Raw genomic sequence first — 16,661 nt, forward strand, 5'->3', positions numbered from 1 at the left:
GGCCGTCTGGTCAGTAGTGGTACGTGGCGACGCGCAGCAGCTTGACCTCTTCGTCGGTGAGCACGCCCGCGTACACCCGCACGTCGTCCAGGTCGCCCTGCCACGGGTCCTGCGGGCCGCCGATCGCCAGCGGGCCGGCCTGGTCGGCGGGCTGCGCCGAGGTCGGCCCCGCGATGACCTGGTCGACGCCGTTGACGTGCAGCGTCACCTTCCCGGTCACCGCGTCGTACCGGCCGACCAGGTGCACCCAGACGTCCGACGCGGCCGGCACGTCGGAGTACGCCGTGGCACCCGCCACGCGCATCCCCCACTTGCCGGTCTCGGCGAAGTAGCCGAGCTGGAACGCGCCCTGGGCGACCGCGACGTGGGTCGTGGTCCGGTCGGTGGTCCGCACCCACGCGCCGACCGTGTGCGAGCGGTCCGCACGGATCGGCGGCGTGGCGGTCACCGCGCCCGTGCCGTCCAGCGTCAGCCACTGGTCTTCGCTGGTCAGGATCTGGTTGGGGTCGTCCGGGTCGGCGGGCGTGCCGCCCCAGGACGTGCCGCCGGACACCGCGGCCCGCCGGCCGGTGACCTGGTCGACGGCCGTGCCGCCGGTGCGCTCGTCCAGTTGGTAGCGGGCGCGCTCGACGGCCGCGTTCGCGACGGCCGCGACCTCGCCGGCGTCGAGCGCGCGGTCCCACACCCGGGCCTGGTCGATCGCGCCGGGGAAGAACTCGCCGGCGTCGCGCACGCCGCCGATCACCAGCGGGCCCGGTGAGAGGGTCGGTGCGACGGGCGTCGTGCCCTGGAGCTTCCCGTCCACGTAAAGGGAGAGCACGCCGGAGTCCTGCACGGCCAGCAGGTGCGTCCACACGCCGGTCTCCGCCGGGGCGGTCGACCCGACGGTGCCGCCGGCCGACGTGACCGACCAGCGGCCCTGGCTCTGGCGCAGCGCGAACGCGTCGCCCTGGCTGAGCGCGGTGGCCGGCGCGCCGGTCGCGTCGAGCTTCGCCCACGCGGCGGCGGAGAACGCGCGAGTGGTGTCCAGCACCGGTCCCGAGGTCTCAGCGTACGCGCTGGTTCCGTTGCCCGCCAACGCGTTGCCCGCGTAGCCGGGGACGAACGCCGCGCCCTGGACGGTCAGCGGGTGGCCGCCCGCCGAGTCCGCGCCGTCGTCCTCGAACCGCCACTCGGCCACCGGGCCGGTCGGCTCGGCCACCCGGAACTCGTGGACCACGTGCGCCGACCGGTTGCCGGCCCGGTCGAGCGCCCAGACGGAGAGCGTGTTGAGGCCCTGCCGGTTCGGCGTGATCGCGACGCCGACCGCGCCGTCCGGCGTGGTCACGTCGACCTGGTGCGCGGCGGAGTCGTCCAACGACCAGCCGTAGCGGACGACGTCGGTGGAACCGTTGGGGGAGAACGTGAACGTGCCGGTGCGGCCGGGCGAGCCGTGCACGCCGGTGGCCGGGTAGTCGGTGGAGGCCACCGCCGGGGCGTTCGGCCGGGCGGTGTCCACGGTGAACTCGCAGCGGGCGGAACGGGGTGAGCGCAGGGTGCCGTCACCGACGTCCAGCGACCAGGCGTAGACCTCGTCGTCGGCGAGCTTTCCTTGCGGCACGGTGACTTCCGCGAACGTGCCGGACGCGACGTCGGCCGCCGTCAGGGTCGTCACGAGGTCCGCGCCGTGCCACACCGAGAACGCCGCGTCGCGCAGCACGCCGCCGTCCGGGTGCGTCACGCGGGCGCGCAGGCGGGGTGTCGCGGTGGCCACGCTCGCCCGGGTCGCGCACGACAGCGCGTCGCCGGCGTTCGGGCCCCAGCCCTCGACGCCCAGGTCGGTCGGCTGGTCGGGCGTGCTGCGGTAGCGCACTTCCAGGTAGGGGTCGAGGCCGAACCGCCGCCACGAGTCGTCGAGGTCGAACTCGTACTCGGCCTTCAACAGCAACGTCGTCGAGCCCCACCCTCCGGCCGCCGCCGCGCGGATCGCCTTGGTGGCGTCGAAACCGGCCGTGCCGTCGCTCGGGCAGCGCCACGCGTTGTTGGTGCGGTTGGTTTCCGACTGGAGTTGCCGCCACGCGGGCTGGTGACGCCACGTCGTGCTCGCGTCGATGCCGTCGACCAGCCACAGCTGCGTCGGCGACGCGGTCGAGCACGCGGCGGAGCCGACGACCCTGGTGCGCAGGGTCGCGCTCTCGATGTGCTTGCCCGCCAACGAGGACGTGTCGATCTGGAGGTACGAGCGGGAAACGCCGCCGGGCCACGCGCCCGGCGCGAGCGGGTTGCGCGAGCCCACCTTGAGGTCGGCGGACCCGCCCGCGGTCGCGTCGTAGTCGCGCGCGGTCGGCCGCGTCGACTGCACCACGGCGTGGTGCGTGCGCGGCAGCCGGACCTCGGTCGGACCGCCGTCCGGCGCGGCACCGGCGGGCGCGGCGAGCAGCCCGCAGGCCGCCACGGCGGCCAGGGCCGCGACGAGGGACCTCGAAACGGACGTGCGCGGAGCGGGTCCGCGCACGGTGGAGCGCGACAGCATGTGGTGAAAGCCCCCGAAATGCCTGGAATGCGAAGTCCCCCGACCCGGGAGGAACTATTGCCGTTGCGAAGCATTACCGATGTCCGCCGTTCGGCGTAATCACCAGTGGTGATCACCCGGCCACGGGAACTTCCCTACCACGGAACCGCAAACGCCGTTACCGTCGTTGCGACCTGCGGAAGGGGCATATGGACCACCGACGACTCGCCCGCACCTCGCGCCTGATCGCCCTGATCGGCGCGGGCGGTGTGACGTGTCTGGTGCTCCTCCCGATCGCCATCAACGCCGCGACCGGCGGTTCCGCGCCGCGCGTGCTGGGCCCGTACGCCACCTGGCTGTGGCCGTCGCTGGTGCTGCTCGCGGTGACCACGGTCGCGCTGGCCGCGTGGGACCCGTTGAGCGCGCTGCTGGTCCAGCGGCGGCCCGCGCACCCGGCCAACCGGACCGCCGCGCTGGACCGCGTGGAGCGGTACGTGCGCGCCCGGCAGGAGGGTTCGCTGGCCGAGCAGGTGCGGCTCAAGCTCGGGGTCGCGCCCAAGGTCGGGCCGAGCCTGCCGACCCGGATCCGCACGCCCCTGGTCGTGCACGGCGAACCCGGCGCGGGCAAGACGACCCTGCTGCTGGAACTGGCCGAGGCGCTGCTGGGCCGGGCCCGCGCGGACGCCGACCGGCCGGTGCCGGTGGTGGTCGACCTCGGGTCGTGGCGGCGGGACGACGATTTCGCCGAGTGGCTGCTGCGGGCGCTGGCGAGCCGGTACCGGATCGGCGCGCGGCTGGGCCGCACGTGGCTGCGGGACCGGCGGCTCGCGGTGCTGTTCGACGGGCTGGACGACCTGCCCGGGGCGGACCGCGCGGACTGCCTGGCCTGGATCACCGCGCTGAAGCTGCCGCAGGTCGTGGTGTGCTGCGCCGGCGACGACTACGAGCGGCTGCCCCGCTACGACGTGGTGCACGTGGAACCGTTGCGGCGCAACGACGTGCAGGACCTGATCGCGTCCTGCGGGCCCCGGCTGGACGGGCTGGGCGAAGCGCTGGCCAAGAACCCGGACCTGTGGGACGAGGTCCGCACGCCGCTGGCGTTCGGGCTGCTCGCGCTGGCCCACCGGGCCGGGCGGGCGGAGTACCGGGGCCTGCTGGACACCTACCTGGTCGAGTCCGCCGCGCGCGGGCCCGGCCGGGCCGAGCGGACGTTGCGGGCGCTGCGGTTCCTGGCCCGGATCTCCCGCCGCCGGGTCGACCTGGTCGCCCGGCACCGGCTGCCGCGCCGCGAGGTGTGGCTGGACTTCGTCGGGCCGGCACCGGTGTGGCGGCTGTTCCGGCGGGCCGGGCCCGGCGCGCTGGCCGGTGCCGTGACGGCGTTGTGCCTGGTCGTCGGGCTGCGGTTGGGGTTGACGGCGGCGGGTGTCGCGGCGGTGGCGTCGGCGGGGCTGGCGCGCGGGCGGTTCGCCGCGCCGGTCGGGTCGCGGTCGCGCGGCCCGCTGTGGGCGGCGGCGGGGTTCGTGCTCGGCGCGGTCGCGGTCGGCGGGGTGTCGCTGGTCGGCGGCCGGCTGGGCGGGCTGGTGGCGCAGTCGCCGGTGTGGCTCGCGCACGCGGTGGTGCCGGTGGTGGCGTACCTGGTGGCGCTCGGGTTGACCCGTGACCGCTACTGGGCGGTGGCGGGCGCGCTGGCCCCGACGGCGGTGTCGGTGTTCACCGGGGCGTCGGCGGACCTGCTCGCGGGGCTGGGGATCGGGTTGGGCGCGGGCGCGGTGGTCGGGGTGTTCGCGGGCGGGCTGACCGGGGTGTGGGAATCGTTGCGCGACCTGCCGGCGGCGGGGCGCGGCCTGCGCTGGTTACCGCTCGCGGGCCTGGTCGGGATCGGGCTCGCCGCCGCGCTGGGCGCGGGCGTGCGGTGGCAGGCGCTCGACGCGCTGACCGGGCTGGTGGTCGGCCTGGCCGTGGCGCCGCGCTGCACCCGGCCCTGCGAGCCGGTCGCCGAGCTGCTCGCCAAGCCGCTGGCGCTGGACGAGTTCCCGTTGCGGCGCAAGGCCGTCATCCAGTCCGCGCGGGACCGGGTGCTGCTGGTGGACGACAACCGGTTCCCGCACGCCGTGGTGCGCGACCACCTGGCCGAGTGCGACCCGGTCGAGCTGGGCGCGACCGTGGAACGCCGCCGGGCCGGGCTCAGCCCCACCGGGTCCGGCCCCAGGGCTTGAACACCGACAGCGCGGTGTTGGCCAGGTAGATGGTCAGCGAGACGCAGCTCGCGACGAGCACGTCCGTACCCGCCCCGCTCGCACCGGCCGCCGCGGCGTGCAGCGCGGAGCGCAGCGCGAACGTCGTGGCGACGAGGGCGATCACCGTCGACACCAGCTTCACCAGCACCCAGCGGTGCTTGACCAGGCCCCACTTCGTGCCGACCGACACCAGCACGCCGGTCACCAGGGACAGCAGGCCCATCGGCAGCACGACGTAGTCGCCGAGCGGTGCCATCGCCTGGTAGACCACGGGCCGGTCGAGCGCCACGAACGACAGGAACAGGTCGCCGACCGTCACGCCGAGCCAGCCGACCGACGACACGACGTGCAGCAGGAGCACGGTCTTGCGTTGCGCAGGGGCCAGTTTCATGGGTCACAGGGTGGCCGCCGCGCGGCCTCACCACGTCCGCCGTGCAGCGGCTCGGCGACCTACGCCCGTCGACGTAGTTCCACCGACGAGAGGTTGCCGTCCTGGTCGAGCAGGCCGCGCCGGCGGCGGTTCCAGCGCAGGAACAGCAGCGCCAGCACGGTCACCAGCGCGGGCAGCACCATGAACGCACCGGACACCACCAGCAGCACCACCACCCCGACGAGCGCGGCCACCGCCGTGTAGCGGACCTTGCTGCGCCGGGGAAGCAGCCGCACGGCCGCCGCCGCGCCGATCAAGTACACCGCGACGAACTGGCCCGTGGTCAGCAGCACCAGGGGCTTGAGGCCGACCCCGGACACCACCACCACCGTCAGCACCGCGAACGCCAGCCCCATCAGCAGCGCCAGGCTCCGGCGCGGCACCGCGCCGCGCACGCTGCCCACGGCGAGCCTGCTCGGGAACGCCCCGTCCCGGCTCAGCGCCGCGCCGAGCTTCGCGCCGCCCGCCACGTAGGCGTTCATCGAACCGGCGGTCAGCAGCACGGCGGCGATCGCCGCGAACACCTTCAGGTTCCCGCCCAGCGCGCGGGACAGCAGTTCGCCCAGCGGCGCGTGCGTGTTGACCTCCGAGCCGAGCACGGCGACCGTCGCGAACGCGACCGACAGGTAGAGCAGGGCCACGATCGCCACCGCGTACCCGACCGCGCGCGGCAGGTCGCGCTGCGGCTTCCCGAACTCCTGCGCCAGGTGCGTGATCGCCTCCCACCCGGCGAAGCTCCACACCAGCAGCGCGGCGGCCGGGCCCACGGCCGCCCACCCGTTGGGGGCGAACGGTTCCAGGTTGTCCGCGTCCATCATCGGCGCGGACAGCAGCACCGCGCCGAACACCAGCAGCAGGAGCAGGCCGGACAGCACGCACTGCACCCGCCCGGAAGCACGCAGCCCCGCCCAGTTGGTCGCGGCGACCAACGACAACAGCACCACGGCCGTGCCGACCTGGGTGAACCGCCCACCACCCGCCGCATCGGCCACGTAGGAGCCCGCGAACAGCGCGGAGGCGGTCACCCCCGGCGGCACGGCGAAGAAGAAACACCAGCCCACCACCGCGGCCGCGCGTTCGCCGAACGCCAGCCGCGCGTAGGTCGACACCCCGCCCGCGTCCGGGAACCGCGCGCCGAGCGCGGCGAACGTGACCGCCAGCGGCACCGAGACCGTTACCAGACACAGCCACGCGAGCAGCGACGCCGGACCGGCCACCTGGGCGGCCAGCGCGGGCACCGCGATCACGCCGGTGCCGAGCACCGCGCCGACGTACATCGCGGTGCCCTGCGCGACGGTTAAGCCCGTGATCTTCTCGCCCACAACGGAACAGCCTCCCAAACCCGGGCGCCTGCGGATAGCCGTGCCACGTCGGTGATCTCCGCGTGCCCGACCGGCTACGCTCCGCTGAGTGGGCAGACCACGGGGTTTCGACGACGCGGCGGTCGTGGACGCCGCGATGGAGGTGTTCTGGTCGAAGGGGTACGAGGCCACTTCGACGGAAGACCTGTGCGTGTGCACGGGTCTGGGACGCGGCAGCCTGTACAACGCCTACGGCAGCAAGCACGGTCTGTACGAACGGGTCCTGCGGCGCTACGCCGAACGGGGCTTCGGCGAGCAGTTGGCGATCCTGCAACGCCCGGGTGCGGCCAAGGAGAGGCTGCGCGCGCTGATGCTGGCCGTGATCGACGTCGACCTGGCCGATCCGGCGCGCCGGGGGTGCCTGGCGGTGAACGCGGCGGTCGACGCGGGCGGGACCGACGACCTGGTGGCGCAGCAGGTGCGACGGCAGTTCGGGCGGCTGGAGGGCGCGGTGTGCCACGTGATCACGTGCGGGCAGCGCGACGGCGAGTTGGTGCGCGACGTGGACCCGTTGATCAGCACCAGGTTCTTCATCAGCGCGTACTACGGGCTGCGGGTGCTGGGCAAGGTCACCGACGACCGGCGCGCTCTGGAGGACGTGGTGGACGGGGCGCTCGCCCGGCTCTAGGTGCAGTAACTCATGAGGTTGTTGGCGGCGCGTCGTGGTGACCCGCCACCGGGCCGGGTGCGCCCCCGGACCAACGGCAAGACCGAACGGTCCAACCGCACCCTGCGGCACGAGTTCGCCCACAACGCCATCGGAAGCCACCCGCCCATCACCCGACCGGCCACCCAAGCGTCAACAACGCCACGAGTCAGTACAGCCAGGGCGTGTCCTGCGGATTCTCATCGGAGGTGGAGGACGATGCGGGCCAGGACGATCTCGGCGCGGTGGCAGGCGGCTCGTTTCGCATGACGGGTGGCCAGGCCCCGGAACTGTTCGAGCCGATGGAAGCAGCGCTCGACCGCGTTGCGCGGGTGGGTACCGCCCTGGTCGGCGATCACGCGTCCCACCCGTACCGGCCGCCCGTCGACGTCGATGTGGTGGACGTCGTCGATCATGAGAACGATCCGCAGGGCACGCCCTGGTCCCCGCCGGCGGGGCCCCGCCGGCGGTCAGCCCCAGTGGGCGGGGCGGGCCAAAGTCGGTGGCAGGACCGTGGTGGCGTCGCCCTTTGCGGCGTCCACCTGGGCCTGGGTGAGGAACAGCGCGCTGGACAGGTCCGCACCGGTCAGGTCCGCACCGCGCAGGTCCGCGCCGATCAGGTCGGCCCGCCGCAGGTCGGCGCGGGTGAGGTCGGCACCGATCAGGAACGCGCCGCGCAGGCTGGTGCCGCGCAGGTCGGCCTCGCGCAGGTTCTTGCCGATCAGGTCCGCGCCCCGCCGCGACCGGCCACCCTTGCCCCGGACGTGCGCGCTGACCCGGTCGAGAAGCCCGCCGGCGGTGCGCCAGTGCGGGCCGACGTCCAAGCCCGCCAACGCCTCGGGCGTGCCGCCGGTCAGCTCCGCCACCGCCGCGCGGGCCGTGGCGAGTTCGGCGCGCAACGGGCGCGGGACCTCCAGCGCGAGCGCCTCGGTCAGGTGCCAGAGGATCTCGTGCAGCTCCCGCACCACCGGGAAGACGTCGAACATCAGCCCGGCGGTCTCCGGCGCGTCCCGCCAGCTGCGCCCGCCGAAGGTGACCTGGGCGACCTGCTGGCCCGCGCCGAAGCAGTCGTAGACCGTGCAGCCCGGGAAACCCCGCTGCCGCAGCTCGGTGTGGATGCCGCAGCCGAACCCCGCGCCGAGGTTGCGGCACGGCGTGCGCGCGGGCTTGTCGATCGCGAAGTCCGACGACTTGGCGAACGCGGGCACCACGCAGCACAACCCGAAGCACCGCCCGCAGTCGGCGCGCAGCCCGGTCATGACGCCAGCGTCTCCAGGATCTGCTGCCCGTACTTGGCCAGCTTGTTCTCGCCCACGCCGCTGACCGTGCCGAGCTGGGCCAGCGTGCCCGGCGCGGACGCCGCGATCTGCCGCAGCGTCGCGTCGTGGAAGATCACGTAGGCCGGGACGCCCTGCTCCTTGGCCTGCGCCGCCCGCCACGCCCGCAGCCGCTCGAACAGCGGCGCGGCCTCGGCGGGCAGGTCGACCGGCTCGCCCTTCTTCGGCTTGGCCGTCCTGACCTTCGCGGCCCGCTCGGCCTCGCGCCGCATCAGGACCTTGCGGCCCTGGTACAGGACCTCCTCGCTGGCCGGCGTGAGCGCCAGCGTCGAGTACTCGCCCTCGACCGCGAGCAGGCCCTGCGCGAGCAGCTGCCGGACCACCCCGCGCCAGCCGCTCTCGTTCAGCTCGGTGCCGATGCCGAACACCGACAGGCCGTCGTGGTCGAACTGGATCACCTTGGCGGTCTTGCGGCCCAGCAGGATGTCGATCGTCTGGCCCGCGCCGAACTTCTGCCGGCGCTCGCTGCGCAGCCGGTACACCGTGGAGAGCACTTTCTGCGCGGGCACCGTGCCGTCCCACGTCTCCGGCGGGCTCAGGCAGGTGTCGCAGTTGCCGCACGGCGTGCCGCTCTGGCCGAAGTACTCCAGCAGCTGGACGCGGCGGCACTCCACCGTCTCGCACAGCGCCAGCATCGCTTCGAGGTGGGCGATCAGCCGGCGGCGGTGCTGCTGGTCGCCCTCCGAGTCGTCGATCATCTTGCGCTGCTGCACGACGTCCTGGAGGCCGTAGGCCAGCCACGCCGTGGACGGCAGCCCGTCACGGCCCGCGCGGCCGGTCTCCTGGTAGTAGCCCTCGACCGACTTCGGCAGGTCGAGGTGGGCGACGAACCGCACGTCCGGCTTGTCGATGCCCATGCCGAACGCGATGGTCGCGACCATCACCAGCCCGTCCTCGCGGAGGAACCGCGCCTGGTTGCGGGCGCGCGTGCCGGAATCGAGGCCGGCGTGGTAGGGCAGCGCGGACACGCCGTTCTGGTTGAGGAATTCGGCGGTCTTCTCCACCGAATTGCGGGACAGGCAGTAGACGATTCCGGCGTCGCCCGCGTGCTCGTTGCGCAGCAGTTCCAGCAACTGCTTCTTCGGCTCGTTCTTCGGCACGATCCGGTACTGGATGTTGGGCCGGTCGAAACTGGCCACGAAGTGCTTGGCGTCGCCCAGGTTCAGCCGCTCGGCGATCTCCGCGTGGGTCGCCGCCGTGGCGGTCGCGGTGAGCGCGATCCGAGGCACGTCCGGCCACCGCTCGTGCAGGTGCGACAGGGCCAGGTAGTCGGGCCGGAAGTCGTGGCCCCACTGGGAGACGCAGTGCGCCTCGTCGATCGCGAACAGCGCGATCTTCCCGCGCTCCAGCAGGCGCACGGTCTGCTCCACCCGCAGCCGCTCCGGGGCCAGGTAGAGCAGGTCGAGTTCGCCGGCCAGGAACTCCGCCTCCACCAGCGCGCGCTCGTCCGGGTACTGGGTGGAGTTGAGGAACCCGGCGCGCACGTCGAGTTCGCGCAGCGCGTCGACCTGGTCCTGCATCAACGCGATCAGCGGCGAGATGACCACGCCGACGCCGTCGCGGACCAGCGACGGGATCTGGTAGCACAGCGATTTGCCGCCGCCGGTGGGCATGAGGACGAGCGCGTCACCGCCGCCGACGACGTGCCCCACGATCTCCGATTGGTCGCCGCGAAAGGAGTCGTAACCGAAGACCCTTCGCAGAACCTCATGCGAATCCACCAGGCGATGGTAACCAAATGCACCGACAGGCCGGTGCGTGGGCGCTGACCAGTGCTAACCCCGGAACACCCGGTCGCGGTGCCACGCGAAGTAGCCGGCCGAGCCGTCGTGGTGCGCGCCGGAGGTCCGACCGGACAGCGGCGCGAGCTGCTCGGCCAGCGCGCCCGGTGCGGCGGAGGTGAGCACCGACCCGTCCGCGCCCACGGTGACGTAGCCCAGCTCGTAGAGCCGGTCGCAGCCGAGGTGGCAGGCGAGCATCGCCACGTTGCGCAGATCGCGCCGCTCGTCGTCGGAACACTCGGACCGCCGCTTGATGTGCGCGGCGACCAGCAGCTCGACGGGCAGCACCCGGCCGCACAGCGCGCACCGGCCGTTCGCGTCGTCGCCGATCAGGACGTGCCGCAGCGCCTCCTGCTCGACGCGGTAGCGGGCCAGGGCGACCCGGTCGAGTTCGCCGAACTCGCGATCGGGCACGGTGGGCGCGTAACCGAGCGAGACGGCGGCGGGCGCGCGGGTGACCATGGCGCGCGGCAACGTTGCGAGAACGGCGGCGACGAACGCGCTGCGGTGCCCGAGCGTCTTCACGTCGGCGGCTACCCGTCCCCGCTCGAACAGCCGGTCCAGCCCCGCCTGCACGGCGCTGACCGGCACCGGCTCGCCCGAGGCCGACCGGCGGGTGCGGACCAGGACGTTGACCGGGTCGAGGTCCAGGACCCAGTTCGAGTACCCGGTGACGGTCTTGACCTCCCGGCCGACCAGCCCGCCGAGCAGGTCGAGCGCGGACGGCGGCACGGGCACCGGGAGCCCGACGTGGCGGAACAGCGCGGGCTGGTCGACGTCACCCAGGTAGGCGACCCGCAGCACGTCGAGCGCCTGCGCCCGCACCCCCGGGTCGCCCAGCAACTCGGCGGCCCGGACCGTGAACCCGGCCGCCGCGTCGGCGTCACCGGCCTTGGGCTCGCCGGTCATCCCGTGCGTCTCCCACAGCCCGACCTCGCCCCTGAGGTGCCAGAACGGGTACTGGGGCGTGGCCCGGGTGGTCCCGAACTCGGCCAGCACGGTCCGCACCGCGTCCCGGAAGACCGGCCACGGGAACACCCGGTCCCGCCCCAGCGCCAACTGCCCGAGTGCCCACACCAGCGCCAGGGGCTTGTGCAACGACGGCGGCCCGTCCCGGCGGTAGCGGTTGAGGTCGCCCAGGGTGGCCATCAGCTCGTCGACCCCGAACCGCCGGTCGACCCGCGCGGCCCGCCCCGCCACGTCCCGTTCGAGCCGGGCGGCCGACGTCCCGCCCAGCTCGACCACGAACCGGGCGGGCAACCCGCCGATCCGTCCGGCCGGCTCCCCGAACTCCCGGAGATCCCCCAGCCGAACACCCTCCACACCGGAAAGCTCGGCGTCGTACCCGGCGAGCCGCCGCAAGATCAGCTCGACCACCCCCGGCGCCGAGCCCGTGATCACGACCTCGAACCGCCGCCCACGCCCCGAAACCGAGATCTCCGCGTCCAACGCGACCCCGGCGTCATCCGTCACCCGCATCCCGGACACGTTGCCAGATCAAGCCGGGTCGGTGGTGCTCCGGTCGACCGCCTACCCGGGGTCGTCAGGTGAGCCACTCGCTGGACACGGTGACCTCGTCCAGCAGTTCCGGGATCGGGCGCAGGCCCAGGCCGGGGGCGGTGGGGACTTTCAGGTGGCCGTTGTCCAGGGTGAAGGGTTCGGTGATGTCCGTGCTGTAGTAGCGGTCCGAGGCGGAGGTGTCGCCGGGGAGGGTGCAGCCCGGCAGGGCGGCCAGGGCGACGTTCGCGGCTCGGCCCAGGCCCGTTTCCAGCATTCCGCCGGTCCACGCGGCCACGCCGTTGGCCACGCACACGTCGTGGATGCGGCGGGCTTCCAGGTAGCCGCCCACGCGGCCGGGTTTGATGTTGACCACCTCGCACGCGCCCAGGCGGATCGCGGCCGCCGCCGTGCGGGCCGAGGTGATGGACTCGTCGAGGCACACCGGGGTGGCCAGGGTCTTCGCCAGTTCCGCGTGGCCCAGCACGTCGTCCTCGGCCAGCGGCTGTTCGATCAGCAGCAGGTCGAACGGGTCCAGCCGGGCCAGGTGGCGGGCGTCGGCCAGGGTGTAGGCGGTGTTCGCGTCCACTTGGAGCAGCACGTCGTCGCCGAAGCGCTCGCGCACCGCGCGGACCGGGTCGACGTCCCAGCCCGGCTCGATCTTCAGCTTGATCCGCACGTACCCGGCGTCCAGGTAGCCCGCCACGGCGTCGAGCAGCTCGGGGATCGAGTCCATGATGCCGACCGACACCCCGCACGGCACGGTGTCGCGCTCGGCTCCCAGCTCCCTCGCGAACGACGTGCCCCGGGTCTGCAGCTCGGCGTCGAGCACGGCCATCTCCAGCGCGCTCTTGGCCATCAGGTGCCCGTGGTACTTGCGCAGCGCGGGCGCGACGGCCGTGCCGTCCAGGCGCTCCACCTCGCGCAGCGCGGGCACGAAGAACCGCCGCAGCACGTCCGCGCAGCCGTCCAGGTACTCGGGCGAGTAGACCGGGGTCGCCATCGCGGCGCACTCGCCCCAGCCCTCGACGTCGTCGGTGACCACCCGCACCAGCAGCAGGTCGCGCCCGGTCTGCGTGCCGAACGACGTCCGGAACGGCGACACCAGCGGCATCCTGATCCGCCGCAGTTCCACATCCCGCAGTTTCACGCCGTCTCCCGGAGTACTTCGTCCATCAACGCCACCAGCAGCGCGGTGCGGCCGGGGATGTGCTCGACCAGCACGTGCTCGTGGTCGGCGTGCGCGCCGCCGCCGCACGCGCCGAGCCCGTCCAGCGTGGGCGTGCCGACGCCGGCGGTGAAGTTGCCGTCCGACGCGCCGCCGACCTCGACGCCGGTGATCGGTTCCAGGCCGAGTTCCCCGCCCAGCCGCCGGGCGCGCGCGAACAGCGCCTCGGACGCCGACGCCGGCAACGGCGGGCGGTTCGGGCCGCCGACGACCTCCAGCACCGCGCCGGGGACGACGGGCGCCAGCTCGTGCATCCGCTCGTCGATCCGCCGCTGCTCGGCCAGGCTGGTCACGCGCACGTCGACGGAGAAGCTCCCGGCCGCCGCGACGGTGTTGGTCGTGGTGCCCGCGCGGGTCAGCGTCGGGGTCACGGTGGTGCCCACCTCGGGCGAGTTCAGCGCGGCCACGGCCAGCAGCTGGTGCGCCACCTCGATCGCCGCGTTCACGCCGTTCTCGGGTTCGAGGCCGGCGTGCGCGGCCTTGCCGAGCGCGCGCACCTCGTACAGGGACACGCCCTTGCGCGCGGTCTTGACCGCCGTACCGGCGGCGGCCTCCAGCACGAACGCCGCCGCGCAGCCGGTGGCCGATTCCTCCACCAGGCCCCGCGACGACGGCGAACCGAGTTCCTCGTCCCCGGTCACCAGCACGGTCACGCCGGTGTGGTCGGGCAGCGCGGCGACGGCGTGCAACGCCATCACCACACCGGTTTTCATGTCGAAGCACCCCGGCCCGCGCAGGACGCCGTCGGCCACCGAGAACGGGTGGGTCTCCAGCGAGCCGAGCGGCCACACCGTGTCGTGGTGGCCGACCAGGACCACGCGCGCGGGCCCGTCGCCCAGCCGCCACCGCAGGTGCGGCCCGATCCGCTCGGGCTCGACGCCCAGGATCCTGGTCCCCATCGCGGCCACCAGGTCGGCGCTCTCCGCCACCGCGTCCACATCGGACGAAGGGGATTCCTTGCGCACCAGTGTTTCGACGTCCGCGAGCAGTTCGGGCAGCGCGGCGGTGAACTTCTCCACCAGGGCGCTCACGAACGCAGCCATTCGATCGCGTGGGCCGCCGCGAACCCGATGAACCGGTCGCGTTCGGGGGCTTGCGCGCGGGTGTCGAACGCCTGGGTGAACACGGCCACCGCGTAACGGCCGCCGTCGGGGTACTCCACGACGCCGATCTCGTTGCGCACCATGGGCAGCGTGCCGGTCTTGCCGGACACCCGGATGCCCTCCTCGTGGAACCCGGAGCGCAGCCGGTGCGGCCACACCTGGTGGCCCAGCCAGTTCCGGACGTCCGCGCACGCCTCGGCGGGCGCGGCCTCGTCCCGCCAGACCATGCCCAGCAGCCGGGTGCTCTCCGCGGCCGTGGTCCGGCAGGTCTCGGCCGGCTGGAGGATCCGCATCTTCAGCAGTTCCTCGCGGGTCAGGGAGGCGAACCGCTCCTCGTCCAGCTCGCCGCCCGCGTCCTCGATCATGGTCTGGAACAACCCGTCGCAGTGGTACGGCACGGCGGTGTCCGCGAAGCCGAGGTCGGCCAGCAGCCGCGCGACCGACGGCAGCCCGATCCGCTCCACGACCAGGTCGGTCGCCACGTTGTCGCTGATGCCGATCATCAGGATGGCCAGGTCGTGCCAGGAGATCGTCACGTCGTGGCGGTAGGTGGCCAGGCCGAACGGCGACATCGTGCCGGTGCCCGCGACGTAGGTGATCCGCTCGGCCAGGTCGACCTCGCCGGTCGCGCCCTGGCGCGCCAGCTCCACGGCGACCGGCACCTTGAACACCGACGCTGAGGGCACCGGGTCGTCGGCGTCGACGGCGAGTTCGCGGGTCCCGTCCACCTCTGCGGCGTGCAACCACACCCGGACGCCGACCTCCTCGGCACGTCGCCGGATCTCGCGGACCACCTCGGTCGCCATGTGCACTCCATTCATCACGGGTCGTCGTCCAGTTCACGACCACCGCGGCCCGCAGCGCGTCGTCCGAGCCCACGAACCGCGGACTGGACAGTTGTCGCTTTGCACGAAGCACTGGGACCCGCGCCACCAGCACGATGTGCCAATTCCTTGCGAAGAGGCAGGTGAGGGCGATGCGGTTGACCTTGGTCGCAGTGGTGCTGCTCGTGGTGGCGGGGTGCGGCTCGGGACCCGCGCCCGCCGCCAAGCGGACCGCGACCGACTCCGAGATCTCCGAACTGACGTGGGCGATGCCGGGCGCGCCCCGGTCGCTGGACATCGCCCACGCCATGGACAGCAGGTCGAACCTGGCGATCTACGCCTCGTTCGACGCCCTGCTGGAACTCGACGGCGAGGGCAGGCTCAAGCCGAAGCTCGCCACGTCCTGGGCCAACCCCGACCCGCTGACCTACGAGTACACCCTGCGGCAGGGCGTGAAGTACTGGGACGGCAGCACGATGACGGCCGAGGACGTGGCCTTCTCGTTGCAGCGCCAGCTCGACCCGGCGCAGGCCGCGGAGACCGCGATGCTGCTGGGCTCGGTCGCCGGGGTCGAGGTCACCGGGCCCGACAAGGTCACCGTGAAGCTCAAGACGCCGGACCCCGCCTTCCAGTACGTGGCCGCGCTCGTCTGGGTCGTGCAGCCCAAGGCGTACCTGGAGGCGGCGGGCAAGGACCTCGGCGGGCCGGACAAGCCGGGCATGGGCGCGGGCCCGTACCGGGTCGAGAAGTTCTCCCCCGCCGACGGCGTGGTGTTCCAGCGCTTCGACGGCTACTGGGGCGAGAAGCCCAAGGTCGTCAAGGTGAACTACAAGCCGATCCCGGACCCCGAGGCGCTGCGGCTGGCGATGATCGCCGGCGAGGTGGACGGCACGTTCGCCCTGCCGCTCCAGGACGCCCGCAAGTGGGAGCGCACCTCGGGCGTGAACGTCTACACCACCGGCAGCGTCAGCGTGAACTACCTGTCCCTGGACGTGAACACCGCGCCGTTCGACGACATCCACGTGCGCAAGGCGATCGCGCACTCCGTGGACCGCAAGGGCCTGCTGGAGCCGTTGTTCGGCGGGCGCGGGAAGCTCTCCGCGAGCCCCGTGTCGACGTTGCAGCTGAGTTCCTTCCTGGGCAAGGACGAAGCCGACAAGCTGACGGGTTCGCTGCCGGTCTACGAGTTCGACCTGGCCAAGGCCAAGGAGGAGCTGGCCAAGTCCGCGCACCCCGGCGGGTTCAGCGTCGAGGTGCCCTACCCGACCACGCAGAACTGGTCGCGGCTGACGCTGGAGAACCTGTCCCGCAACCTGTCGACCATCGGGATCACGTTGACGCCCAAGGCGATGACGGACCAGCAGTGGGTCGCGCAGCTGTACGCGGCCAAGGACCTCAAGCTCCAGATCATGCGCGCGGGCGGCGGCACGCCCTACCCCGGCGAGATGCTGCCGCTGATGTTCGGCAAGAAGTCCATCGGTCCCAACGGGTTGAACACCGCGGCCTTCACCACCCCCGAGGTGGAGGGGAAGCTCGCCGTGATGGCGGGCGAGAAGTCCGCGATCGGCGACGTGATGCGGATCAACGCCGAGCAGCTGCCCTACATCCCGCTGTTCGAGGAGCAGCTGATGCACGCGGTGCGCTCCGAGGCGGTGTTCAGCCCGGAGCCCACGCCGTGGCTGGCCGGGGCGAACTGGGTCGCCTGGCTGCGGGCAGCGGCGTAGCC

The 16,661-nt window shown here is 73.1% G+C and carries 13 protein-coding genes; 3 read left to right on the forward strand and 10 right to left on the reverse strand.

The genetic code is table 11. The annotated features are described in order from the left end of the window. Nucleotides 1-10 precede the first annotated feature (10 nt). A complete protein-coding gene (locus tag AC0HI0_RS24480) occupies nt 11-2,512 on the reverse strand; it encodes a LamG-like jellyroll fold domain-containing protein (RefSeq protein ID WP_480925837.1) in 2,502 nt (833 codons plus the stop codon). A 188-nt stretch (nt 2,513-2,700) separates the two neighbouring features. On the opposite strand from AC0HI0_RS24480, the gene AC0HI0_RS24485 reads away from it, so the two are divergent. After that, on the forward strand, nt 2,701-4,707 hold the full coding sequence (locus tag AC0HI0_RS24485; protein ID WP_480925838.1) for a hypothetical protein: 2,007 nt from the start codon (nt 2,701-2,703) through the stop codon (nt 4,705-4,707). On the opposite strand, the gene AC0HI0_RS24490 is transcribed toward AC0HI0_RS24485, so the two are convergent. Together AC0HI0_RS24490 and AC0HI0_RS24495 are read right to left on the reverse strand one after the other, a co-directional pair. Further along, complete coding sequence (locus tag AC0HI0_RS24490) at nt 4,676-5,119, reverse strand: hypothetical protein (RefSeq protein WP_480925839.1); 444 nt, start codon at nt 5,117-5,119, stop codon at nt 4,676-4,678. The two genes, AC0HI0_RS24485 and AC0HI0_RS24490, sit on opposite strands and share 32 nt — an antisense overlap. Before the next feature lie 59 nt (nt 5,120-5,178). Further along, a complete protein-coding gene (locus tag AC0HI0_RS24495) occupies nt 5,179-6,480 on the reverse strand; it encodes an APC family permease (protein WP_480925840.1) in 1,302 nt (433 codons plus the stop codon). Nucleotides 6,481-6,568: 88 nt separating this feature from the next. Between AC0HI0_RS24495 and AC0HI0_RS24500 the strand changes: the two genes are divergently transcribed. Next, nucleotides 6,569-7,147 carry a TetR/AcrR family transcriptional regulator gene (locus AC0HI0_RS24500; RefSeq protein WP_480925841.1) on the forward strand — a complete coding sequence of 193 codons (579 nt, stop codon included), beginning with the start codon at nt 6,569-6,571 and terminating at the stop codon, nt 7,145-7,147. Nucleotides 7,148-7,365: 218 nt separating this feature from the next. Here the strand turns inward: AC0HI0_RS24500 and AC0HI0_RS24505 are convergent, their stop codons facing one another. The 7 genes from AC0HI0_RS24505 to AC0HI0_RS24535 all read right to left on the reverse strand — a co-directional run bounded on the left by AC0HI0_RS24505 (nt 7,366) and on the right by AC0HI0_RS24535 (nt 14,923). Continuing rightward, entirely contained in the window at nt 7,366-7,581 is a 216-nt protein-coding gene (locus AC0HI0_RS24505) for a hypothetical protein (RefSeq protein WP_480925842.1), read from the reverse strand. A 54-nt stretch (nt 7,582-7,635) separates the two neighbouring features. After that, nucleotides 7,636-8,424, reverse strand: coding sequence for a pentapeptide repeat-containing protein (locus AC0HI0_RS24510; protein ID WP_480925843.1), 789 nt, complete (start codon nt 8,422-8,424; stop codon nt 7,636-7,638). Further along, nucleotides 8,421-10,223 carry a DNA helicase RecQ gene (gene recQ / locus AC0HI0_RS24515; protein WP_480925844.1) on the reverse strand — a complete coding sequence of 601 codons (1,803 nt, stop codon included), beginning with the start codon at nt 10,221-10,223 and terminating at the stop codon, nt 8,421-8,423. Before recQ ends, AC0HI0_RS24510 begins: the two co-directional genes overlap by 4 nt. A 54-nt stretch (nt 10,224-10,277) precedes the next feature. Next, nucleotides 10,278-11,762 carry a phosphorothioated DNA-binding restriction endonuclease family protein gene (locus AC0HI0_RS24520; protein ID WP_480925845.1) on the reverse strand — a complete coding sequence of 495 codons (1,485 nt, stop codon included), beginning with the start codon at nt 11,760-11,762 and terminating at the stop codon, nt 10,278-10,280. Nucleotides 11,763-11,826: 64 nt separating this feature from the next. Further along, on the reverse strand, nt 11,827-12,930 hold the full coding sequence (menC, locus tag AC0HI0_RS24525) for an o-succinylbenzoate synthase (RefSeq protein ID WP_480925846.1): 1,104 nt from the start codon (nt 12,928-12,930) through the stop codon (nt 11,827-11,829). Beyond that, complete coding sequence (locus tag AC0HI0_RS24530; protein ID WP_480925847.1) at nt 12,927-14,051, reverse strand: M20 family metallopeptidase; 1,125 nt, start codon at nt 14,049-14,051, stop codon at nt 12,927-12,929. Before AC0HI0_RS24530 ends, menC begins: the two co-directional genes overlap by 4 nt. Beyond that, entirely contained in the window at nt 14,036-14,923 is an 888-nt protein-coding gene (locus AC0HI0_RS24535) for a serine hydrolase (protein WP_480934376.1), read from the reverse strand. The genes AC0HI0_RS24530 and AC0HI0_RS24535 overlap by 16 nt, the downstream gene beginning before the upstream one ends. 164 nt (nt 14,924-15,087) lie before the next feature. On the opposite strand from AC0HI0_RS24535, the gene AC0HI0_RS24540 reads away from it, so the two are divergent. Beyond that, complete coding sequence (locus AC0HI0_RS24540) at nt 15,088-16,659, forward strand: ABC transporter substrate-binding protein (protein ID WP_480925848.1); 1,572 nt, start codon at nt 15,088-15,090, stop codon at nt 16,657-16,659. Nucleotides 16,660-16,661 lie beyond the last annotated feature (2 nt).

Source organism: Saccharothrix sp. NBAS 001, assembly GCF_056640475.1.